This window comes from Sphingopyxis sp. 550B, from assembly GCF_057401805.1.
Genome location: NZ_CM171610.1, coordinates 711637 through 733449, shown reverse-complemented (window position 1 = coordinate 733449; position 21813 = coordinate 711637). Strand labels below are relative to the sequence as shown.

General features: G+C 67.9%; 17 protein-coding genes. 9 read left to right on the top strand and 8 right to left on the bottom strand.

All coding sequences use genetic code 11. The annotated features are described in order from the left end of the window. Positions 1-2: 2 nt before the first annotated feature. A complete protein-coding gene (gene fliE, locus AC2S9W_RS03350) occupies positions 3-344 on the bottom strand; it encodes a flagellar hook-basal body complex protein FliE (RefSeq protein WP_067112328.1) in 342 nt (113 codons plus the stop codon). A 245-nt stretch (positions 345-589) separates the two neighbouring features. Between fliE and AC2S9W_RS03345 the strand changes: the two genes are divergently transcribed. Further along, complete coding sequence (locus tag AC2S9W_RS03345) at positions 590-1498, top strand: flagellin N-terminal helical domain-containing protein (RefSeq protein ID WP_241942318.1); 909 nt, start codon at positions 590-592, stop codon at positions 1496-1498. Positions 1499-1697: 199 nt separating this feature from the next. Continuing rightward, positions 1698-2597: a flagellin N-terminal helical domain-containing protein gene (locus AC2S9W_RS03340; protein ID WP_067186514.1), complete on the top strand. Its 900-nt coding sequence runs from the start codon at positions 1698-1700 to the stop codon at positions 2595-2597. Between the two features lie 321 nt (positions 2598-2918). Here the strand turns inward: AC2S9W_RS03340 and AC2S9W_RS03335 are convergent, their stop codons facing one another. The 7 genes from AC2S9W_RS03335 to AC2S9W_RS03305 form a co-directional block, all read right to left on the bottom strand. Further along, on the bottom strand, positions 2919-6173 hold the full coding sequence (locus AC2S9W_RS03335; protein WP_286750130.1) for an error-prone DNA polymerase: 3255 nt from the start codon (positions 6171-6173) through the stop codon (positions 2919-2921). After that, positions 6170-7708, bottom strand: coding sequence for a Y-family DNA polymerase (locus AC2S9W_RS03330; RefSeq protein WP_286750129.1), 1539 nt, complete (start codon positions 7706-7708; stop codon positions 6170-6172). The genes AC2S9W_RS03335 and AC2S9W_RS03330 overlap by 4 nt, the downstream gene beginning before the upstream one ends. Next, on the bottom strand, positions 7611-8393 hold the full coding sequence (locus AC2S9W_RS03325; RefSeq protein WP_076077358.1) for an ImuA family protein: 783 nt from the start codon (positions 8391-8393) through the stop codon (positions 7611-7613). The genes AC2S9W_RS03330 and AC2S9W_RS03325 overlap by 98 nt, the downstream gene beginning before the upstream one ends. A gap of 296 nt (positions 8394-8689) precedes the next feature. Then, positions 8690-10093 (bottom strand): efflux transporter outer membrane subunit, encoded by a 1404-nt coding sequence (locus AC2S9W_RS03320; RefSeq protein ID WP_286750128.1) that lies wholly within the window; start codon positions 10091-10093, stop codon positions 8690-8692. Next, complete coding sequence (locus tag AC2S9W_RS03315) at positions 10090-13278, bottom strand: multidrug efflux RND transporter permease subunit (protein ID WP_286750127.1); 3189 nt, start codon at positions 13276-13278, stop codon at positions 10090-10092. The genes AC2S9W_RS03320 and AC2S9W_RS03315 overlap by 4 nt, the downstream gene beginning before the upstream one ends. Positions 13279-13284: 6 nt before the next feature. After that, entirely contained in the window at positions 13285-14466 is a 1182-nt protein-coding gene (locus AC2S9W_RS03310) for an efflux RND transporter periplasmic adaptor subunit (protein WP_286750126.1), read from the bottom strand. Positions 14467-14591: 125 nt separating this feature from the next. Continuing rightward, positions 14592-15476 carry a LysR family transcriptional regulator gene (locus AC2S9W_RS03305; RefSeq protein ID WP_286750125.1) on the bottom strand — a complete coding sequence of 295 codons (885 nt, stop codon included), beginning with the start codon at positions 15474-15476 and terminating at the stop codon, positions 14592-14594. A gap of 99 nt (positions 15477-15575) precedes the next feature. Between AC2S9W_RS03305 and AC2S9W_RS03300 the strand changes: the two genes are divergently transcribed. The 7 genes from AC2S9W_RS03300 (at position 15576) to AC2S9W_RS03270 (ending at position 21713) form a co-directional block, all read left to right on the top strand. After that, a complete protein-coding gene (locus AC2S9W_RS03300; RefSeq protein WP_286750124.1) occupies positions 15576-17069 on the top strand; it encodes a CoA-acylating methylmalonate-semialdehyde dehydrogenase in 1494 nt (497 codons plus the stop codon). A gap of 64 nt (positions 17070-17133) precedes the next feature. Further along, positions 17134-17706: a hypothetical protein gene (locus AC2S9W_RS03295; protein WP_255211458.1), complete on the top strand. Its 573-nt coding sequence runs from the start codon at positions 17134-17136 to the stop codon at positions 17704-17706. Between the two features lie 28 nt (positions 17707-17734). After that, positions 17735-18034 carry an I78 family peptidase inhibitor gene (locus AC2S9W_RS03290; RefSeq protein ID WP_286750123.1) on the top strand — a complete coding sequence of 100 codons (300 nt, stop codon included), beginning with the start codon at positions 17735-17737 and terminating at the stop codon, positions 18032-18034. A 255-nt stretch (positions 18035-18289) separates the two neighbouring features. After that, positions 18290-18595, top strand: a complete 306-nt coding sequence (locus tag AC2S9W_RS03285; protein WP_286750122.1) for a GIY-YIG nuclease family protein — start codon at positions 18290-18292, stop codon at positions 18593-18595. Positions 18596-18644: 49 nt separating this feature from the next. Beyond that, positions 18645-19790 carry an acyl-CoA dehydrogenase family protein gene (locus tag AC2S9W_RS03280; protein ID WP_067109756.1) on the top strand — a complete coding sequence of 382 codons (1146 nt, stop codon included), beginning with the start codon at positions 18645-18647 and terminating at the stop codon, positions 19788-19790. Further along, a complete protein-coding gene (locus AC2S9W_RS03275) occupies positions 19787-20833 on the top strand; it encodes an enoyl-CoA hydratase/isomerase family protein (protein ID WP_286750121.1) in 1047 nt (348 codons plus the stop codon). The genes AC2S9W_RS03280 and AC2S9W_RS03275 overlap by 4 nt, the downstream gene beginning before the upstream one ends. Before the next feature lie 97 nt (positions 20834-20930). Continuing rightward, positions 20931-21713 carry an enoyl-CoA hydratase-related protein gene (locus AC2S9W_RS03270; protein ID WP_067186494.1) on the top strand — a complete coding sequence of 261 codons (783 nt, stop codon included), beginning with the start codon at positions 20931-20933 and terminating at the stop codon, positions 21711-21713. Positions 21714-21813: the final 100 nt, after the last annotated feature.

Sequence of the window (21813 nt, the reverse complement as noted above, 5' to 3'; positions counted from 1 at the left end):
GGTTACACCGGCATGTTCATGATGTCGCGATAGGCGGAGAGCAGCTTGTTGCGGACCTGCAGGGTCGTCTCGAAGCCGAGCGAGGCCTTCTGCCGCTCGATCATCACGCTGACGATGTCGTGCGTGTCGCCGCGTTCATAGGCTTCGCTGACGTCGCTCGCCCGATGCTGCTGGGCGTTGACCTGTTCGAGCGCGGCCGAGATCGCCGACCCGAAATCGGGCGTCCCTTCCGCGGCGCCGCCCGCGTCGATGCCGCCGCGACCCGCGGCGCGCTGCAGCGCCTGGTTCTGATTGAGGATCGAACTGCGCATCTGCAGCAGTCGGCTCTGATCGATGGTGCTCATTCGCTCTCATCCGGTTCCGTCGTGGCGCGGCGCGCCGCACGCCAAAGAACAATGCAAGGCGCGTGCCAGAATATTTATCGGCTGATTTTCAGTGATTTGATCGGATGCCGACAGGCTTGACGCCGCGTCCGACATTTTTTTGACACCGCGGCTTAATCCGACCCGCGCTCCGCCGTTACTGGCTTCGTGACCGCTCGCTGAGCCCTCACTCCACGGGAACGGCCTCTCGGCCTGAAAGGATTAATATGACTGTCATCAACACCAATGTGAGCGCGCTGCGGGCCCAGAACAGCTCGCGTGTTGCCAATCAGATGCAGGCCACTGCGATGGAACGCCTGTCGAGCGGCAAGCGCATCAACAGCGCGAAGGACGACGCCGCCGGCCTCGCCATCGCGACCCGCATGAACGCGGCGTCGCGCGGCATGAGCCAGGCGATCCGCAACGCCAACGACGGCATCTCGCTGGCGCAGACCGCCGACAGCGCTGCCGGCAGCGTCGCCGACATCCTCGTCCGCATGCGCGAACTGGCGCTCCAGGCGTCGAACGGCACGCTGGGCGACAACGACCGCAAGGCGCTCCAGACCGAATTCACGGCGCTGAAGGACCAGATCAACGACGTCGTCAATCGCACCACCTTCAACGACAACAAGCTGTTCGGCGCCAACCCCGCTGCTGGTGGCGGCGCCGAGGTCATCACGCCCGCCAGCTTCGATATCCAGACCGGTCTCAACAAGACCGAGACGGTGACCATCAAGCTTGGCGATCTTCATGCCAACGCGCTGGGCACGGGTGCGACGGCCACCGCCACGCCGGCGGCCGGCAAGTCGGTTGCCGACATCGACCTGTCGCTGGCGGCGTCGACGGCATCAAAGTCCGATGCAAAGGATGCGCTGAAGATCCTCGACGACGCGATCCAGACGGTGGCGACCGAGCGTGCCAACCTCGGTGCGCAGCAGAACCGTCTCGATGCGGCGGTCAACAATCTGACCTCGGGCGTCACCAATCTGGCGGACTCGAAGTCGCGCATCGAGGACGCCGACTTCTCGGCCGAATCGACCAACCTCGCGGCCGCCGGCATCCTCGCCCAGGCCTCGACGGCGATGCTCGCCCAGGCGAACCAGAGCCAGCAGGGCGTGATGAACCTGCTGCGCTAAGCGCCGCAAGGCTGATTTTCAGGCCGACTTTGGTTGGTCCCTTATTGGCCTGATCCAGACGCCCCGGTCTCCCCACGACCGGGGCGTCTTTTTTTGATGCATCGGCTTAATCCGCGCAGCATCCCGCCGTTACCTCATCCGTGACCGCTCGCCGAGCCATCACACCACGGGAATGGCCTCTCGGCCGGAAAGGAACAACATGACTGTCATCAACACCAATGTGAGCGCGTTGCGCGCGCAGAACAGCTCGCGTGTTGCCAATCAGATGCAGGCCACCGCGATGGAACGCCTGTCGAGCGGCAAGCGCATCAACAGCGCGAAGGACGACGCCGCCGGCCTCGCCATCGCGACCCGCATGAACGCGGCGTCGCGCGGCATGAGCCAGGCGATCCGCAATGCCAACGACGGCATCTCGCTGGCGCAGACCGCCGACAGCGCCGCGGGCAGCGTCGCCGACATCCTCGTCCGCATGCGCGAACTGGCGCTCCAGGCGTCGAACGGCACGCTGGGCGACAACGACCGCAAGGCGCTCCAGACCGAATTCACGGCGCTGAAGGACCAGATCAACGACGTCGTCAATCGCACCACCTTCAACGACAACAAGCTGTTCGGCACCAATGGCGGCGCGAACACGGCCACCACCGCCGCCAGCTTCGATATCCAGACGGGTCTCAACAGTGGTGACGAGGTGACGATTACGATCGGCGATCTGCATGCCAACGCGCTGGGCACGGTGGCGACGGCAGGCAATACGCCGGTTGCTGGTAGCTCGGTTGCCGACATCGACCTGTCGCTGACCACCGTGACGGCCGGTAAAGCCGATGCCAAGGACGCGCTGAAGATTCTCGACGACGCGATCCAGACGGTGGCGACCGAGCGTGCCAACCTCGGTGCGCAGCAGAACCGTCTCGATGCGGCGATCAACAATCTGACCTCGGGCGTCACCAATCTGGCGGACTCGAAGTCGCGCATCGAAGACGCCGACTTCTCGGCCGAATCGACCAACCTCGCGGCCGCCGGCATCCTCGCCCAGGCCTCGACGGCGATGCTCGCCCAGGCGAACCAGAGCCAGCAGGGCGTGATGAACCTGCTGCGCTAAGGCGCCGCAAGACTGATTTTCAGGCCGACTTTGGTTGGTCCCTTATTGGCCTGATCCAGACGCCCCGGTCTCCCCACGACCGGGGCGTCTTTCGTTTGGATTCGCGCGGTGGCGCCGGGGCCATGGGGGCGGAGCCTGTGTAAGGCTTGTGTGTCCCCGCGCAGGCGGGGACCCAGAGCGATCCGACGCCGACCTTGGCGCTATCCGCTCTGGGCTCCCGCCTGCGCGGGAGCACGGGGCTTTTCAGTCGGGGACATCGCCCGGCGCGAACCGTATCCCTGCCTTTGCGCCGCTGCGCGAATATTCTCGGCCTTCATGCGGTCAATGGAAATCGCGTGATTTGGGCAGGATGCGGACGTTGCGCGGATGGCCGGGGCGCGGCATCGGCGCCTGCGGCGCGGCGTTGCCCAGTGCGTCGAGCATCGCGGTGCGGTCGACGATGCGGCTCGCCATCAGGTGGACGACGCCCTCCCGGCTCCGTTGCACCTCGCCCTCGACCAGCATCAGCCGCGACGCCATGACGGCGCGGCGATAGCGCTCGAAGTGGCGCGCCCACAGCAGCACATTGACGATCCCGCTCTCGTCCTCGAGCGTGATGAAAATCGCGTTCCCCTTGCCCGGCCGCTGGCGGATCAGCACGACCCCTGCGGTACGGACGATCCGCCCGTTCTTCGCCGCCGCGGCCTCCGTGCAGCTCAGCACGCCCTCGTCGGTGAAGGCGCGGCGCAGGAACGCCATCGGATGCCCCTTCAGCGACAGACGCGTCGTCTGATAATCGGTGAGGACATGCTCGACGAGCGGCGTCGGCGGCAGGTCGGCCTCCGCCTCCGGCCCCAGTTCGTCCGCCCCGGCGGCGTCGAACAGCGGCAGCACCCCCTGCCGCACCCGCCGCGCGTTCCACAGCGCCGGTCGCCGTTCGAGTTCCATCGAGCGGCACGCGTCGGCTTCCGCCAGCAGGCGCAGCGCGCGCGGCGGCAGACCGGTGCGCCGCGCCAGATCCTCGACGCTGACGAACGGGGAGGCGGGGGGAGCGGTGCGCGCCTCGACAAGCCGCTGCGCCCACGCCTCGCGGAACCCGTCGACCTGCCGGAAACCGAGCCGCAGCGCGAGGCGGTCGTCGTCCCGGCGTTCGAGGCTGTTGTCCCACCCGCTGGCGTTCACATCGGCCGCGCGCACCTCGACCCCATGCGCGCGCGCGTCGCCGACGAGCTGCGCGGGGGCATAGAAGCCCATCGGCTGCGAGTTCAGGATGCCGCAGGCGAAGACGGCGGGGTGATGACATTTCAGCCATGACGACACGTAAACGAGCTTGGCGAAGGACTGGGCGTGACTCTCTGGAAAGCCATAGCTGCCGAAACCCTTGATCTGGTTGTAACAGCGCTCGGCGAAATCTCTCTGGTAGCCGCGACGGACCATGCCTCCGATCATCTTTTCTTCATATTGGTCGATAGTGCCCAGATTGCGAAAGGTCGCCATCGCGCGCCGCAATCCGTTCGCTTCATCGGGGGTGAAGCCTGCGGCGGTGATGGCAAGCTTCATCGCCTGTTCCTGAAACAGCGGCACCCCTTCGGTCTTTCCCAATATCTCTTCGAGTTCATTCGCAGCGTGTCCTGCGCGCAAAGGGAGGTCCGGAGATTCTTCCTTGTTGCGGCGGCGCAGATAGGGGTGGACCATATCTCCTTCGATCGGTCCGGGCCGGACAATCGCGACCTGAATGACGAGATCGTAGAATGTCCTGGGCTTCAACCGCGGCAGCATATTGATCTGCGCGCGGCTTTCGACCTGAAAGACGCCGATGCTGTCGCCCTTGCAGAGCATGTCGTAAACGGCTGGATCCTCTTCCGGCACGCTCTTGAGATCATGGTCGCCGAGATCGTGGCATCGCATCAGGTCGAAGCATTTGCGGATGCAGGTCAGCATGCCGAGCGCGAGAACGTCGACCTTCATCAGGTTCAGCGCGTCGATATCGTCCTTGTCCCATTCGATAAAGGTGCGATCCTCCATCGCGGCATTGTGGATCGGCACCGTCTCGTCGAGCCGATCCTCGGTCAGCACATAGCCTCCGACATGCTGCGACAAGTGGCGTGGAAAGGTCAGCAGTTCGCTGATGAAGCGGTGTAGTCGTTCGATCTCGCCATTTGTCGGATCGAGCCCGGCCTCGGCCAATCGCTGCACCGGCACCTCGTCACCCCAGCTTCCCCAACTCGTATCGGCAAGCCGCGCAGTGACGTCTTCGCTGAGGCCGAGTGCCTTTCCCACCTCGCGAATCGCGCTGCGCGGGCGATAATGGATGACCGTCGCGACGATACCGGCGCGACGTCGCGTATAGCGGCGATAGACATATTGCATCACCTCCTCGCGTCGCTCATGCTCGAAATCGACGTCGATGTCGGGCGGCTCGCCGCGCTTTTCGGACAGGAAGCGGGAGAAGAGCAGGTTGTTCGCGATCGGGTCGATCGACGTGATTTCGAGCAGGTAGCAGACGAGCGAATTGGCGGCCGATCCGCGCCCCTGACAAAGGATGGGCGGATTCCGCGTCCGTGCATGATTCACGATGTCGTGGACGGTCAGAAAGTAGCAGGCGTAATTGCGTTTGCGGATGAGGCTGAGTTCTTCGTCCAGCACTTCCTGCCAACGCGTCGGCAATCCATCAGGATGATGACTTGCCGCGGCTTCCATCACCATATGTTCGAGCCAGCTTTGCGGGGTCCAGCCGTCGGGGACCGGCTCATGCGGATATGCATAAGCGAGATCGGTGAGCGAGAAGGCGATGCGATCGAGGATGATGTTGCTCTCGCCGATGGCTTCGGGACAGTCGCGGAACAGGCGGCGCATCTCGCGCGGCGATTTCAGATGGCGTTCGCCATTGGCGTGAAGCAGGCGGCCGGCATCGTGGACGGTCGTGCCCTCGCGGATGCAGGTGACGATATCGTGGAGGGGGCGCTCCGCGCGCGTAGCGTAAAGAGCGTCGTTGGTGGCCAGCATGGGGATGCCGATCCGCTCGGCCAAGGCTCTGAGACGGGCGAGCTGACGCCGGTCGCTGCCGCCGCGAGGCATGGTCGCACCAAGCCACAGGGAGCCGGGGGCCGCTTTGGCGAGGCGATGCAACAGACATTCATCCTTCCCGGTCGCCAACGCGATCAGGACCATGTCTTCGCAATGAATCAGCAGATTCCGGAACTTCATCACGCAGTCGCCTTTTTCGGTGCGGCGATTGCCTATGGTGAGCATGCGGGTCAGGCGGCCCCAGCCGTGGCGCGTGGTGGGGTAGGCGACGATGTCGGGTGTGCCGTCGTCGAAGACCAGCCGGGCGCCGACCACCAGCTTGAAAGGGGCAAGTACGACCCCATCCGCCTCGGCTTTCGCGCGCAGGTCCCGCAATCCGATCAGCGCCCGCACGACGCCCGCGACGCTGTTGCGGTCGGCGATGCCGATGCCGTTCAAACCAAGCGCCATCGCCTCCGCTACCATATCTGCGGGATGCGAGGCGCCGCGCAGGAAGCTGTAATTGGTCGCGGCGACCAGTTCGGCGAAACCCGGTTCGGGCGGCGGTTCGGGGGTGGAGGTCTCGCTCATGCGAACAGCCCGTGGATATACCAGCGCGGCCCGTCCTTTTCGTCGTAAAGGCCGTGGCGGAACAGCCAGTAGCGGCGGCCCTGTACATCCTCGACGCGGTAATAGTCGCGCGTCAGCCCCCTGTTGTCGCGGCGGCGCCACCATTCGGCGGCGATGCGCTCGGGCCCCTCGTACAGACGCACCGCGTGCAGCGCGCGGCGCCAGCGAAAGCGCTGCGGCGGCCCGTCGGGCACCTCGGCGATCACCTCGATCGGCTGCGGCGGATCGAAGAGATAGAAGGGGCGCTGCGGCGGCTCGCCGTCGGGCGCCGCGGGCCAGGGCTGCGGCGGCGCGGCGTCGGTCGCGGGCAGTTCGAGCTGCGCCTGCTCGGGAATATGGGTGTCGGCGGGGCGAAGGCGGCGCACGCGGCCGCGCCCGAGCCGGACCGCGAGGCGGTCGGTCAGGTCGTCGATCGCCGCGCGCCGCACCGCCCCGCCTTCGAGCCGCAGCTGGCTCGCGCCGAGCGCCTCGAGCCGCGGCACCGCCAGCCGGATCATGTCGAAGCCGAAGCCGGGATCGATCGGGTCGCGCAGACCGTCGATGCGCTCGGCGAACAGCCGCATCACCAGCGCCGGATCGCGGGTCGGCCGGCCGGTCTCGACCACGATCGTCCGGGCGAGGCCGTCGCTGCGGAAGAAGGTGGCGTGGAACGCACGGCCGCCCTTGCCGCGCGCGCGCATCTCCGCGATCGCCTCGGCGGTCAGTTCGGCGAGCACCGTCGTCGCATGCGCCGTGCTTGCGACCGGTTCGGCGAAACGGCGCGCGGCGGCGACGGGCGGCGGCGTCCGGCGCGGCGCGAGCGGGCTCGGCGCATCGCCGAGGATACGGCGCAGCTTCCCGGCCGCCTCGGCGCCGAAGCGCGCGGCGATCGACGCCATCGGCCGGCTCGCGAGATCGCCGATCGTCCGCAGCCCGGCGCGCAGCAGCGCGCGCGTCGCCTCGCCTTCGAGGTCGAGCGCCGCGACGGGCAGGCGCCGGACCGCCGCCGCTTCGTCGGGCGCGGGCGGGGCCGGGTGGCGCGTCAGCGCGCGGGCGGCATCGGCGGTGGGGCCGAGCGCGGCGCGCACCGTCATCCCGAGCCGGTCGAGCCGCGACTCGACATCGGCGACCAGCGCCGCTTCGCCGCCGAACAGGTGCGCGCATCCCGCGATGTCGAGGATCAGCCCGTCGGGAGGATCGAGCGCGACGAGCGGCGTGTAGCGCCCGCATCCCTCGGCGATCCGGTCGAGCCAGAGCAGGTCGCCCGCCGGATCGTGTGCGGCCACGGCGAGGTCGGGCACGCGCGCCCGCGCGTCGGCGAGCGGCAGGCCGGGGACCAGTCCCAGCGCCTCGGCATCGGCGCCGACGCTCGCGAGGCACAGCGCCCCGCGCCGCTTTTCGGCGAAGACGAGCGGGGCGTCAGGCGGCCGCGGCGCGGTGCGCGACAGACGCTCGGCGGGAAGATAGGGGAAGAAGAGCGCCAGATAGCGCCGCGTCCCCAAAGGCTCGTTCGTCACGGTTCCACTCCAGCCGCCAGCGCGCGCCCGCAGGGCCGGCGCGCCAGCGCAGCAATTCCAGGTCGAAGGCGGGCGCCCCCGGTGCCTGCGCCTCCAGTTCGCGCGACGGCGCGGCGGCCAGGCGCCAGCGCGTCTCGGCGATGCTCGGCACCGGCTCGGCGGCGAAGCGCAGCAGCAGCAGCACCGTTCCCGCGTCGCGCGCGCCGAGCGCGAGCCGCCGCCCCGCGGTCAGGTCGAGCGCCGCCAGTGCGCCGCGGCTTTCGACGACGACCGCCGCCGATCCGGGGCAGCGCACGGCATCGTTGGCGGCGGCGAGCAGCGCGGTCGCATCGCGCGCCTCGACGAGCAGCAGCCGGTTCGGATCGCCCCCCAGTTCGGCGAGGCCCGGCGCATAGAGATGCCCCTGACGCCGCGCGCCGTCCGCCGTGCGCAGCCACAGGACCGGCGCTTCGCCGGGCCCGCGCAGGGCGAGCAGCGCGGCGAAGGCGGCGGCACTGGCCGCATCGAGCGCGTCGGCGGCGAAGATTTCATGCGCTCGCCCCATCGCCAGCCCGCCGCCGAGCGCGGCATCGAATCCCGCATGCCCGCTCGTCAGCCACGCGCCGTCGCCGGGCGGCGCGCCGGCGGCGGCGATCCGGGCGATGCGGCGGCGCAGCCCGGCGAGAGGGGAGGACGAATCGCGCATGACATGTTCTCTATATGTTCTATTAGCGCGTGAGTCCCGCCGCTTGTCAAGACGGCGGGTGTGGGGGCGTTTTGAATAGGCTGCAAAGGCTCGGTCCCCCTCCCGCTTGCGGGAGGGGCGACGAGGCTTGCGAACTTGTTCGCTAGCCGCAGCGGGGTGGGCGAATGCAACGCCGCTGGCCCACCCCCGATCCCTCCCGCAAGCGGGAGGGGAGATCGGATGGACGCACGAAATTCATAATGATCCGCTTACCAAGGCCGCACGGGCTTGCTTCGCGTCTTCGTGCGAAAGGGATTTCAGCGCGCCGCCGCGTCGCTCCCGGCGCCGCTGTCGCCGCCCAGCGCGCGGAACAGCGCGATGCGCGTCTGCGCGAGCAGCAGGCGCGTCGCGGTTTCGCTGCGCCGCGCGTTGTAGAGGCTGCGCTGCGCGTCGAGGCTGGAGAGGAAGCTGTCGACGCCGCCGCGATAGCGCGCCTCGGTCAGCGCCGCGGTGTCGGCCGTCGCTTCGCTGTTCGCCGCCGCGGCGCGAACGCGCTCGGCGATGGTGCCCTGCACCGCGAGCGCGTCGGCGACATCGCGGAACGCGGTCTGGATCGCGCCTTCATAGCTGGAAAGCGCCGCGTCACGCTGCGCTTCGCTCACCGCGACGCCGGCGCGGCGGCCGCCGAAATCGAAGATCGACGCGCTCGCATCGGCGCCCGCCGACCAGTTGAAGGCGCCGCCGTCGAACAGGCCCGACAGCGCGTCGCTCGCGAAACCGACGAGGCCCGTCAGCGAGATCGCCGGAAACAGCCGCGCGCGTGCCGCGCCGATGTCGGCATTGGCGGCGCGCAGCCGATATTCGGCCTCGATCACATCGGGACGGCGCAGCAGGATTTCGGAGCGGACCCCGGCGGGGGGCGCGGCGATTCCGGCGCTGGCCTCGACAAGGGTCGCGGGCAGCAGCGCGCGGTCGACGTCGCCGCCGACGAGCAGCCGGATCGCATTCTCGTCCTGCGCCAGCGCCGTCTTCTGCTGGGCGATCGAATCCTCGGCGGTCGCCAATATCTGTTCGGCCTGGCGCAGGTCGGTGCGCGGCGCGATGCCGCCGTCGAGCCGGGCCCTGGTCAGCCGCACCGCCTCGCGCGCGTTGGCAGCGGTGTCCTCGGCGATGGCCAGCAGGTCGCGGTCGGCGCCATAGGCGGCCCAGGCGCCCGCGAGGTCGGCGATCAGCGCGAGGCGCACCGTGCGCGATGCCGCCTCGGTCGCCAGCGCGCGGTTGCGGTCGGCTTCGGTCGCATTGGCGAGACGGCCGAACAGGTCGAGCTCGAAACCGGTGATCCCGCCCTGCACGGCGAAATCGCCGCTGCCCCCGCCGGCGCCGCGATCGGCATAGCCGGCCCCGGCGCTTGCGCCGATCGCGGGAAATTGCGCCGCGCGCGTCACGCGCACCTGCGCCCGCGCCGCGGCGACATTGGCATAGGCGGTGCGCAGGTCGCGATTGGCCACCAGCGCCTGCTCGACGAGCGTCTGCAGCCGCGGGTCGGTGAAGATTTGCGTATAGGACAGGATCGGCAGCGCCGCCTCGCTCTGGGCCAGATAGGCGTCGCCCACCGGCCAGCTTTGCGGCACCGGCGGCGTCGGCAGCACCTTCTGCGGCGCGAGCGAACAGCCCGCGAGCAGCAGCGGCAGCGCGGCGAGAGCGAGCGGCGCGCGCCTCATGCCGCTGCCCCCCGCCCGGCGCCGCGTTTGCCGAAACGGGCGCGGAGCGCCGCGAACCCGTCGCGCACCCCACGCCGCACGAGGACGAAGAACAGCGGGATGAAGAAGATGGCGAGGAAAGCGGCGGTCATCATGCCGCCGATCACCGCGGTGCCGATCGCGACGCGGCTGTTCGCGCCCGCGCCGGTCGCGAGCGCCAGCGGCAGCACGCCGAAGATGAAGGCGAAGCTCGTCATCAGGATCGGGCGCAGACGGATGCGCGCCGCCTCGACCGCTGCCTCGATCACGCGCTTGCCCTTCTTTTCCTCCTGCTCGGCGAACTCGATCATTAGGATCGCGTTCTTCGCCGCGAGCCCCATCGTCGTCAGCAGGCCGATCTGCAGATAGACGTCGTTCTGCAGCCCGCGCAGCGACACGGCGAACACCGAACCGACGAGCCCGAGCGGGATAACCAGCAGCACCGCGAGCGGGATCGACCAGCTTTCGTAGAGCGCCGCGAGACAGAGGAAGACGACGAGCAGCGACAGCGCGTAGAGCAGCGGCGCCTGACCCGACGACAGCCGCTCCTGATAGGAGGCGCCCGCCCAGGCGACGCTGGTGCCGGGAATCTCGGCCGCCATCCGCTCCATCTCGTTCATCGCTTCGCCCGAACTGGTGCCGGGGGCCGGCTGGCCCGAGATTTCGAAGGCGGAGACGCCCTGGAAGCGCGAGGTGCTGCTCGGCGTCGTCGACCAGCCGATGTCGGCAAAGGCGGAGAAGGGTGCCATCTGCCCGTTCGACGAGCGGACATACCATTGGCCGATATCCTCGGGCCGCGCGCGATAGGGGGCGTCGCCCTGAACATAGACGCGCTTGACGCGCCCCTTGTCGATGAAGTCGTTGACGTAGCGCCCGCCCCACGCGGTCGCGAGCGTGCTGTTGACGTCGCTGTTCGACAGGCCATAGGCGGTCAGCCGCTGCGTATCGATGTCGATCTTCAGCGTCGCGACGTCGGGAAGGTCGCTGAGGCGCACCGATTGCAGCTTCGCATTGGCGTTCGCCATCGTGAGCAGCCGGTCGCGCGCCGCGGCGAATTGTTCGTGGGTCATCCCGCCGCGATTCTGCAACTCCATCGTGAAGCCCGACGTGTCGCCGAGCCCGCGCACTGCACCGGGGACGAGCGCGAACACCTGCGCATCGCGCAGGCCCGACAGCGCCTTGCGCGCACGCTGGGCGATCGCGTCGGCGCTGTTCTCCTTGCCCGGCCGGTCGTCCCAATGGACGAGGTTGACGAAGCCCTGACCGGTATTCTGCCCCGACGCACCGCCCCCCCCGCCGCCGGCGATCAGGAAGGCCGACTGCACATTCGCCTTCTCCTCCGTCAGCAGATAGCGCTCGATCTGGTCGCGCACCTCCAGCGTCCGCGCCTGGGTCGCGCCCGCGGGCAGACGGAACTGGATCGAGACGCGGCCCTGATCCTCGTTGGGCAGGAAGCCGCCCGGCAGCCGCATGAACATCGCCGCGAGCAGGACGAGGAGCAGCGCATAGATGGCGAGGAACAGCCACTTGCGGTCGACCACGGTGGTGACGTTGCCGACATAGCGGTCGACCGTGCGGTCGAAGCGCGTGTTGAAGCCGTCGCGGGCGCGGATCATCGCGGCATGCAGGCGCGGGAAGCGATGCGGCCGCTCGCCGCCGTGCGTGCGGGGCTTGAGCAACGTCGAGGTCAGCGCCGGGCTCAGGATCAGCGCGACGAGCACCGACAGCGCCATGGCCGAGACGATGGTGACCGAGAATTGGCGATAGATGACGCCGGTCGAGCCGCCGAAGAAGGCCATCGGCAGGAACACCGCCGACAGCACGAGCGCGATCGCGATCAGTGCGACCTGCAATTCCTTCATCGACTGGATCGTCGCCTCGCGCGCCGACATGCCGGGATTCTCTTCCATCAATCGCTCGACATTCTCGACGACGACGATCGCGTCGTCGACGAGCAGCCCGATCGCGAGGGTCAGCCCGAACAGCGTCAGCGTGTTGATACTGAAACCCAATATGTAGAAAACGGCGAAGGTGCCGAGCAACACGACGGGCACCGCGATCGCCGGGATCAGCACCGCGCGCCAGCTTTGCAGGAAGACGAACATGACGAGGACGACGAGCAGGATCGCCTCGAACAGCGACTTCTGCACTTCCTTGACCGACAGCTTGATGAAGGCGGTCGAATCGTTGGTGTAGCCGTAGGTGAGGCCGTCGGGGAAGTCGGCAGCCAGTTCCTCCATCCGCGTCTTGACGCGGTCGGCGGTTTCGAGCGCGTCGGCCCCCGGCGACAGCGAGATCGACATGCCCGCGCCGGGATGGCCGTTGATCCGGCTGATCGTCGTATAGCTTTCGGCGCCGATCTCGACCCGCGCGACGTCCTTGATCCGCACCGTCGATCCGTCGGGGAGTGTCTTGAGGATGATCGCCTCGAACTCTTCGGGGGTCTGCAATCGCGACTGGGCGGTGACGGTCGCGTTGAGCATCTGGCCCTGTGGCGCGGGCAGGCCGCCGACGTCGCCTGCCGCGATCTCGCTGTTCTGGGCGCTGATCGCGTTGATCACGTCGCTTGGCATCAGCGACACCGCGGCGAGCCGCTGCGGGTTCAGCCAGATGCGCATCGCGTGCGGGGCGCCATAGACATTGACGTCGCCGACGCCCTCGACGCGCGACAGCGGGTCCTGGATGTTCGACGCCATATAGTCGGACACGTCCTGGTTCGACCGCGTGTTGGTCTCGTCATAGACGCCGACGAGCAGCAGCGAGTCCGAATTGGACTTGGTGACGCGCACCCCCTGCTGCTGCACCTGCTGCGGCAGGCGGGAAACGGCGGTCTGAATCTTGTTCTGGACCTGGACCTGCGCGATGTCGGGGTCGGTGCCCTTGGCGAAGATGGCGGTGATGCTCGCCTGCCCGCGCGAACTCGACTGCGAGCTGAAATAGAGCAGGCCGTCGATCCCGGTCAGCTGCTGTTCGAGGACCTGCGTGACGCTGTTCTCGATCGTTTCGGCCGACGCGCCCGGATAGGAAGCGCGGATATTGACCTGCGTCGGCGCGATGTCGGGATATTGTTCGAGCGGTAGCGCGCGCAGCGCGCCGAGTCCGCCGAGCATGACGATGATCGCCAGCACCCAGGCAAAGATCGGCCGGTCGATGAAGAGGCGCGACATCGGCTGCTATTTTCCTTCGTTCGCATCCTTGCCCGCGGATGCCCCCACGCGTTCCGGGCTGCTGGCGGGAACCGGTTTCACCTGCGCGCCCTGCCGAAGGTTGCCGACCCCCTGCGTGATCACCCTGTCGCCCGGCTTCAGCCCGTCGGTGACGACCCAGTCGGCGCCGACGGTGCGTTCGGCGACGACCTTGCGCCGCGCCGCCTTGTCGTCCTTGCCGACGAGATAGACGAAGGCCGATCCGTCGAAGTCGCGCTGCACCGCGGTCTGCGGCACCAGCATCGCCTTCGGATCGACCGCCTGCTCGAACAGCGCGGTCACGAACATGCCGGGCAGCAGCAGCCCCTGCGGATTGGGGAAGCGCGCGCGCAGCGTCACCGTGCCCGTCGCCTCGTTGACGGTGACTTCGGAGAATTGCACCGTCCCCACGATTGGATAGAGGCTGCCGTCCTCAAGCCGCAGGCGCACGGCGGTGCTGCCCGGCTGCACCCCGCCGGCGGCGAGCGAGCGGCGCAGCGCGGTCAGTTCGGCCGCCGACTGCTGGATATCGACATAGAGCGGGTCGGTGCGCTGGATGACGGCGAGCGGTTCGGCCTGGTTCGCGCTGACGAGCGCGCCGGGCGTCGCCAGCGACCGGCCGATGCGGCCGCTGATCGGCGCCGCGATCGCGGTGTAGCGCAGGTTGATCCGCGCCGTGTCGAGCGCGGCGGCGGTCTGCGCCACCGCGGCGCGGGCGACGCGCGCGGCGGCGAGCGCGTCGCTGTAATCCTGCTCGGCGATCGCCTGCATCTTGGCGAGCGGTTCAAAGCGCTTCGCCTTTTCCTCCGCCGCCTGCGCATTGGCCCGCGCGCTCGCCAGATTGGCCTCGGCCTGCGCGACCGCGGCGCGATAGAGGCTCGCGTCGATCTGGAACAGCGGCTGGCCCGCGCGCACCGTCGCGCCCTCGGTGAACAGGCGCTGGCGGATCAGGCCGTTCACCTGCGGTCGCACCTCGCTCGTTTCGAAGGCGACGGTGCGCCCGCCGAGCTCGGTCGTGATCGGCACCGCCGCGGTGGTCACGACCACATAGCCGACTTGCGCAGCCTGCCCGCGCTGGCCGGAATCGTCATCCTTGTTCGCGCAGCCGGTCAGCAACAGAATCGCTGCGACCAGGGTCCCGCTCAGGGACGGCAGCCTCTTGTGGGGCATAGTCGATAAATCTCGTGTCGATCCGCGGGGAGGGAGCGGGAATTCGGGCCTATTCAACCGATTGAACCGAAGGAAGCAAGGGAAATAGCCGCTGTGCGACAATTTGCGACATTTTTATCGTCCGGTCAGGGAACGAGCAACTTCCGATGCGCCTGCACCGCGCCGTCGAGCCAGTCGATAAAGGCGCGAATCCGCGGTTGCGGCGCGATGTCGCGGTGGAGCGCGAGCCAAAAACTGCGGCCGATCGTCTGGTCGGGCCGCACCCGCACCAGCGCAGCATCCTCGGCCGCCAGGAAGCAGGGAAGCACCCCGACGCCCGCGCCGCTCGCGATCATCCGCCGCTGGGCGAGAATCGACGACGACCGCACGGTCGCGCGCAGCCCCGGCTCGATCTCGTCCAGATAGTCGAGTTCGGGGGCATAGAGGATGTCAGGGACATAGCCGACCACGGGCAGGCCAGCGCGCGCCAGCGGCGATTCCTCGACCGCCGCCTGCCAGTCGGGCCGATCCGCGGGCGCATAGAGGCCGAGGCTGTAGTCGGCGAGTTTGCGCGTGATCAGCGGGCCTCTTCTGGGCCGAGCGAGCAGGATCGCCATGTCGGCCTCGCGCCGCGAGGGGTTGAGGAACCCCGACGAGGCGACGAGGTCGATCTCCAGTTCGGGGTGCGCGGCGGCGAAGCCGGCGAGGCGCGGGGCGATGAAGCTGCTGCCGAAGCCCTCCGACACGCTCAGGCGAAGCTGGCCCGACAGCGCCGCGCCGCCTTCGCCCGCCGAATCGACGCGTGCGGCCGCCGCCGCCATCGCCTCGGCATGCGGGACGAGCGCGCGGCCCGCGGCGGTCAGCGCGAATCCCGTCGGCGCGCGCTCGAACAGCGTCTGCTGCAGCGCGCGTTCGAGCGCGCTGACCCGCCGGCTCACCGTCGTCGCGTCGACCTGCAGCGCCTGTCCGGCACGCGCCAGCGTGCCGTGCCGCGCGACCATCAGGAAATATTGCAGCCCATCCCAGTCCATATTCCTGCAGATATGCAGGATTAAACTGCAAGTCTATCCCTTGCAATCGGCCCGCCGTTGGTCTGTGGCGAAAGGCAAGGACAGACGGGAGACTTGACCATGCGACAGATCGACCATCATATCGTCGGCGGTGCCGGCGGCGGCTCGCGCCACAGCGACATCTTCGACCCCAACAACGGCGGCGTGCAGGCCGCGGTCGCGCTCGGCGACGCCGCGCTGCTCGACCGCGTCGTCGCCGCCGCAAAGGCGGCGCAACCCGCTTGGGCGGCGGTCAATCCGCAGCGCCGCGCGCGCGTGATGTTCGATTACAAGCGGATCGTCGAATCCCATCTCGACGAACTGGCCGAACTGCTGGCGAGCGAGCATGGCAAGGTGGTCGCCGACGCGCGCGGCGACGTGCAGCGCGGGCTCGACGTTATCGAATTCTGCTGCGGCATCCCGCATGTGCTGAAGGGCGAATATACGCAGGGCGCGGGCCCCGGCATCGACGTCTATTCGATGCGTCAGCCGATCGGCATCGGCGCGGGCATCACGCCGTTCAACTTCCCGGCGATGATCCCGATGTGGATGTTCGGCCCGGCGATCGCGACCGGCAACGCCTTTATCCTCAAGCCCAGCGAGCGCGATCCGAGCGTGCCGGTGCGCCTCGGCGAACTGATGCTCGAGGCCGGACTGCCCGAGGGCATCCTCCAGGTCGTCCACGGCGACAAGGAGATGGTCGACGCGATCCTCGATCATCCCGACATCGGCGCGGTCAGCTTCGTCGGCTCGTCGGACATCGCCCATTATGTCTACAATCGCGGCGTGTCGAACGGCAAGCGCGTGCAGGCGATGGGCGGGGCGAAGAACCACGGCATCGTCATGCCCGACGCCGACCTCGACCAGGTAGTGAACGACCTGACCGGCGCTGCCTTCGGCTCGGCGGGCGAGCGCTGCATGGCGCTGCCGGTCGTCGTGCCGGTCGGCGAGGACACCGCGAACCGGCTGCGCGCCAAGCTGATCCCCGCGATCGAGGCGCTGCGCGTCGGCGTGTCGACCGATGCCGAGGCGCATTACGGCCCCGTCGTCTCGGCTGCGCACAAGGAAAAGGTCGAAGGCTGGATCCAGAAATGCGCCGACGAGGGCGCCGAACTCGTCATCGACGGCCGCGGCTTCACGCTGCAGGGGCATGAGGACGGCTTCTTCGTCGGTCCGACGCTGTTCGACCATGTCACCCCCGACATGGAAAGCTATCGCGAAGAGATTTTCGGCCCGGTGCTCCAGATCGTCCGCGCCCCCGATTTCGAGAGTGCGCTCGACCTGCCCTCGAAGCACCAGTACGGCAACGGCGTCGCCATCTTCACCCGCAACGGCCACGCCGCGCGCGAATTCGCGCAGCGCGTCAACGTCGGCATGGTCGGCATCAACGTGCCGATCCCGGTGCCGGTCGCCTATCACACCTTCGGCGGCTGGAAACGCTCGGCGTTCGGCGACACCAACCAGCACGGCATGGAAGGCGTCAAATTCTGGACCAAGGTCAAGACGATCACCGCGCGCTGGCCCGACGGCGGCGGCGACGGATCGAACGCCTTCGTCATCCCGACGATGGGCTGACGACGGCCGCGCCGATGAAACCGGACCCGGCCGCCGGGCATTTCTCCTGCGAAGGAGAAAGACGATGAGATTTGGAAACGGCAGCGCCTCCTCGACGGGGCTGGGCTTGATGGCGGCCACGCTGCTGCTTGCCGCGTGCAGCGGCGGCAACGATGAGCAGCCGCCGGCCGAGACCGCTGAAAAGGCGGCGCCGGCACCCGTCGCCCCGGCTCCGTCCGCCCCGGCCGAACCCATGCCCGCCGACGCCGACCTCACCTATGCGGCCGACCCGGCGCTGGCGCCCCCCGCCGCTCCTGAGGCGGGCATCGGCAGCGGTGCCAAGGCGATTCCCGCCGCGATCCAGGGTCGCTGGGCGCTCGAGGCCGGGGATTGCGCCGCGCGCGCCGGTACCGATCTCACCGCGCTGGTCATCGACGCGAAGACGCTGCGCTTCTTCGAATCGGCCGGCGATCTCGCCCGCGTGCGCGAGCGGAGCGCGAACCGCATCGTCGCCGATTACAAGTTCAGCGGCGAAGGCGAGCAATGGGACCGGCTGATGCTGCTGGCGCTCGTCGACGGCGGCAAGACGCTGGTGCGCCGCGACTACGGCGAGGGTGCGGCGCCCGAGCCGATGCGCTATAGGCGTTGTACGCCCTGACCGGGGAAGAGAGAAGGGGAATAGAGACATGGATATTCGTTGGATCGCCGCCGCCCTCGCCCTGCCGCTCGCCGCCTGCGCGAGCGCCGACGGACCTGCCGAATCGACGCCGCCACCCGCCGCGATGACCTGCAACGCCGATGCGGGGCAAGGCTTCGTCGGCCAGACCGCGGCGCCCGACCTCGGCGCCGCGGTGCTGAAGGTGACCGGCGCGCGCACGCTGCGTTGGGGCCCGCCACGCTCGGCGATGACGATGGACTATCGTCAGGACCGGGTGAACGTGATGTACGACGACGCCTACAAGATCACGCAGGTCACCTGTGGCTGACGCTGCCCGTCGCAGCCACGGCTCCGTCTTGTTCGGTGAGCCCCTCGATGGCTAGACAGGGGCGTGCGCGTCGAGTCCGAGGCGATCGTGGGCGCCCTCTCGTCATGCTGACGAAAGTCAGCATCCATTCGAAGCGTCGCCTGCGGCGGAAAACCGCGAAAGGGATACAGGAAGATGCCGCCCCCGTACCTTGTCTCCGTACCCGGAGCGCCAAATGGATGCTGACTTTCGTCAGCATGACGGGGAGGGAGCAAAATGCGCGAGCGGAACCCGTGCGTCTATATCATGGCAAGCGGCCGCCACGGCACGATCTACATCGGAGTCACGTCCGATCTGATGGCTCGCGTCCATCAGCATCGCGAAGGGCTGATCGACGGCTTCACGAAACGCTATGGCGTGAAGCGGCTGGTCTTTTACGAGATGCACGAAACGATGGACGCGGCGATCGTGCGGGAAAAACGGCTTAAGGCATGGAAACGCGACTGGAAGACCGCCCTGATCGAGACGGACAATCCTTTTTGGGAGGATCTGGCCGTTCACCTTGGCTTCCCGCTGACCTAGTTCCGAATGGATGCTGACTTTCGTCGGCATGACGCAGAGACGAGTGATGATGACCGACCAGTTCCAGCTTACCGACGACCAACTTGCCATTCAGGACATGGCGCGCAAGTTCACGGCCGACGCGATCACGCCGTTCGCGGCCGAATGGGACGAGCAGGGCCATTTCCCGCGCGACGTCATCAAGGCGGCGGCGGAGCTCGGCTTCGCCGCCATCTATGTCGGCGAGGAATCGGGCGGTATCGGGCTCGGCCGGCTCGAGGCGGCGCTGATTATGGAGGCGATGGCCTATGGCTGTCCCGCGACCAGCGCCTTCGTCTCGATCCACAATATGGCGAGCTGGATGATCGACAGTTTCGGCAGCGCCGAAGTCAAGGCGAAATATCTGCCCGACCTCGTCACCATGGACCGGATGGCGAGCTATTGCCTGACCGAGCCCGGCTCGGGGTCCGACGCCGCGGCGCTCAAGACCACGGCGAAGCTGGAGGGCGACCATTATGTCGTCAACGGCACCAAGCAGTTCATTTCGGGCGCCGGGGTCAACGACATCTATGTGACGATGGTCCGCACCGGCGCGCCGGGGCCGAAGGGTATTTCGTGCCTCGTCATCGAAAAGGACATGCCCGGCGTCAGCTTCGGCGCCAAGGAGCGCAAGCTCGGCTGGAACGCATCGCCGACCGCGCAGGTGATCCTCGACAATGTGAAGGTGCCGGTCGAAAACCGCGTCGGGGCGGAAGGCGACGGCTTCCGCTTCGCGATGGCGGGGCTCGACGGCGGGCGGCTCAACATCGGCGCCTGTTCGCTCGGCGGGGCGCAGCGCTGCCTCGACGAGGCGATCGGCTACACGAAGGATCGCCAGCAGTTCGGCCAGCCGATCGCCGATTTCCAGAACACCCAGTTCACGCTCGCCGACATGGCGACCGACCTCGAAGCCGCGCGCGCGCTGCTCTATCTCGCCGCGGCGAAGGTCACCGCGAACGCCCCCGACAAGTCGCGCTTCTCGGCGATGGCGAAGCGGCTCGCGACCGACAACGGCAGCGCCGTCGTCGACCGCGCGCTCCAGCTTTTCGGGGGTTACGGCTATCTGAAGGACTATCCGATCGAGCGCTTCTGGCGCGACCTGCGCGTTCATTCGATCCTCGAAGGGACGAATCAGGTGATGCGGATGATCGTGGGAAGGGACCTGCTGCGCCAATGACCGAAGATGTATTGATCGGTGTCGAGGGCCGCGTCGGCCGCATCGCGCTGAACCGCCCGCAGGCGATCCACGCGCTCAACCTGCCGATGTGTCAGGCGATGATCGACGCGCTGCTCGCCTGGCGCGACGATGCCGCGATCGAGGCCGTCGTCATCGACCATAGCGAGGGCCGCGGCTTCTGCGCCGGCGGCGACATCCGCATGCTCGCGGAAAGCGGGGCGAAGGACGGGCGCGAGGCGCGGGCCTTCTTCCACACCGAATATCGCCTCAACCACCTGCTCTTCACCTATGCGAAGCCCGTCGTCGCTTTCATGGACGGCATCACCATGGGCGGCGGGGTCGGCATTTCGCAGCCGGCGAAATATCGCGTCGCGACCGAACATACGCGCTTCGCGATGCCCGAGACCGGGATCGGCCTGTTCCCCGACGTCGGCGGCGGCTGGTATCTGCCGCGGCTGGAGGGGCGCGTCGGCGCCTTCCTCGCGCTCACCGGCGCGCGGCTCGACGGGGCCGAATGCCTCGCGCTCGGCCTCGCCACCCATTATCTGCCGTCGGCGAAGCTGACCGAGGCGAAGGAGCGCATCGCGCAGCACCCCGACCGCATCGGCGGCATATTGGGCGAGCTGTCGGTCACCGCGCCCCCCGCCGCGATCACCGGCCAGATCGACAAGATCAACCGGCTGTTCGCCAGCGACCGCTACGAGGATATTCTCGCCGCGCTGGAAAAGGACGGCGGCGAATGGGCGCAGAAGGAATTGGGCGCGCTGCGTACCAAGAGCCCGCAGACCTGCAAGGTCGCGCTGCGCCAGCTTCGCGAGGGTGCGGCGATACCCGATTTTGCCGCCGAGATGCGCCAGGAATATGCGATCGGCAGCCGCGTCGTCCAAATGCACGACTTCCTCGAAGGCGTCCGCGCGCTGATCGTCGACAAGGACAACAGCCCGAAATGGGACCCGCCGACGCCCGAAGCGGTGACCGACGAATGGATCGACGCGATCTTCGCGCCTTTGCCGCCGGCTGAAGCGTGGACGCCGCTAACATAGGCTCGTCACCCCGGACTTGATCCGGGGTCCATTCAGGCCTCGCGGGGCGGAATGGATGCCGGATCAAGTCCGGCATGACGAAAAACCGGAGACAAGAATGACCTACGAAACCCTCCTCGTCGAAACGCACGGCGCCGTTACCTTGGTGACGCTCAACCGCCCGCAGGCGCTCAACGCCCTCAACTCGTCGGTGCTCGATGATCTGATCGCGGCCTTCGCCGCCTATGAGGCGGACCCGGGCCAGCGCTGCGCGGTGCTTACCGGCTCGGGCGACAAGGCCTTTGCCGCGGGTGCCGACATCAAGGAAATGGCCGACAAGCCCGCCGCCGATTTCTATCTTCAGGATTTCTTCTCGAAATGGACGAGCGACTTCGTGAAGAAGGTGAGGAAGCCGTGGATCGCCGCGGTCAACGGCTTCGCGCTGGGCGGCGGCTGCGAACTGGCGATGATGGCCGACTTCATTATCGCGTCGGAGAAGGCGAAATTCGGCCAGCCCGAGATCAAGCTCGGCGTAGCCCCCGGCATGGGCGGCTCGCAGCGGCTGACCCGCGCGGTCGGCAAGGCGAAGGCGATGGAGATGTGCCTGACCGGCCGGATGATGGATGCCGAGGAAGCCGAACGCGCGGGGCTGGTCGCGCGCGTCGTGCCGCACGAAAGCCTGATCGACGAAGCGCTCAAATCGGCCGCGCTGATCGCGTCGATGCCGCCGATGGCCGCGATGGTGAACAAGGACATGGTCAATGCCGCGTTCGAGACGACGCTCGACCAGGGGCTGATCTACGAACGCCGCCTGTTCCAGATCCTCGCCGCGACCGAGGACAAGGCGGAGGGCATGGCCGCATTCATCGAAAAGCGCGAAGGCGTGTGGAAGGGGCGGTGATCTTCTGAGCCCTCTCCCCTTCAGGGGAGAGGATATGGAGGCTTGGCGCATAGCGCCTAGCCGGAGTTGGAGAGGGGGAATGCACGCCTCCCCCTCTCCC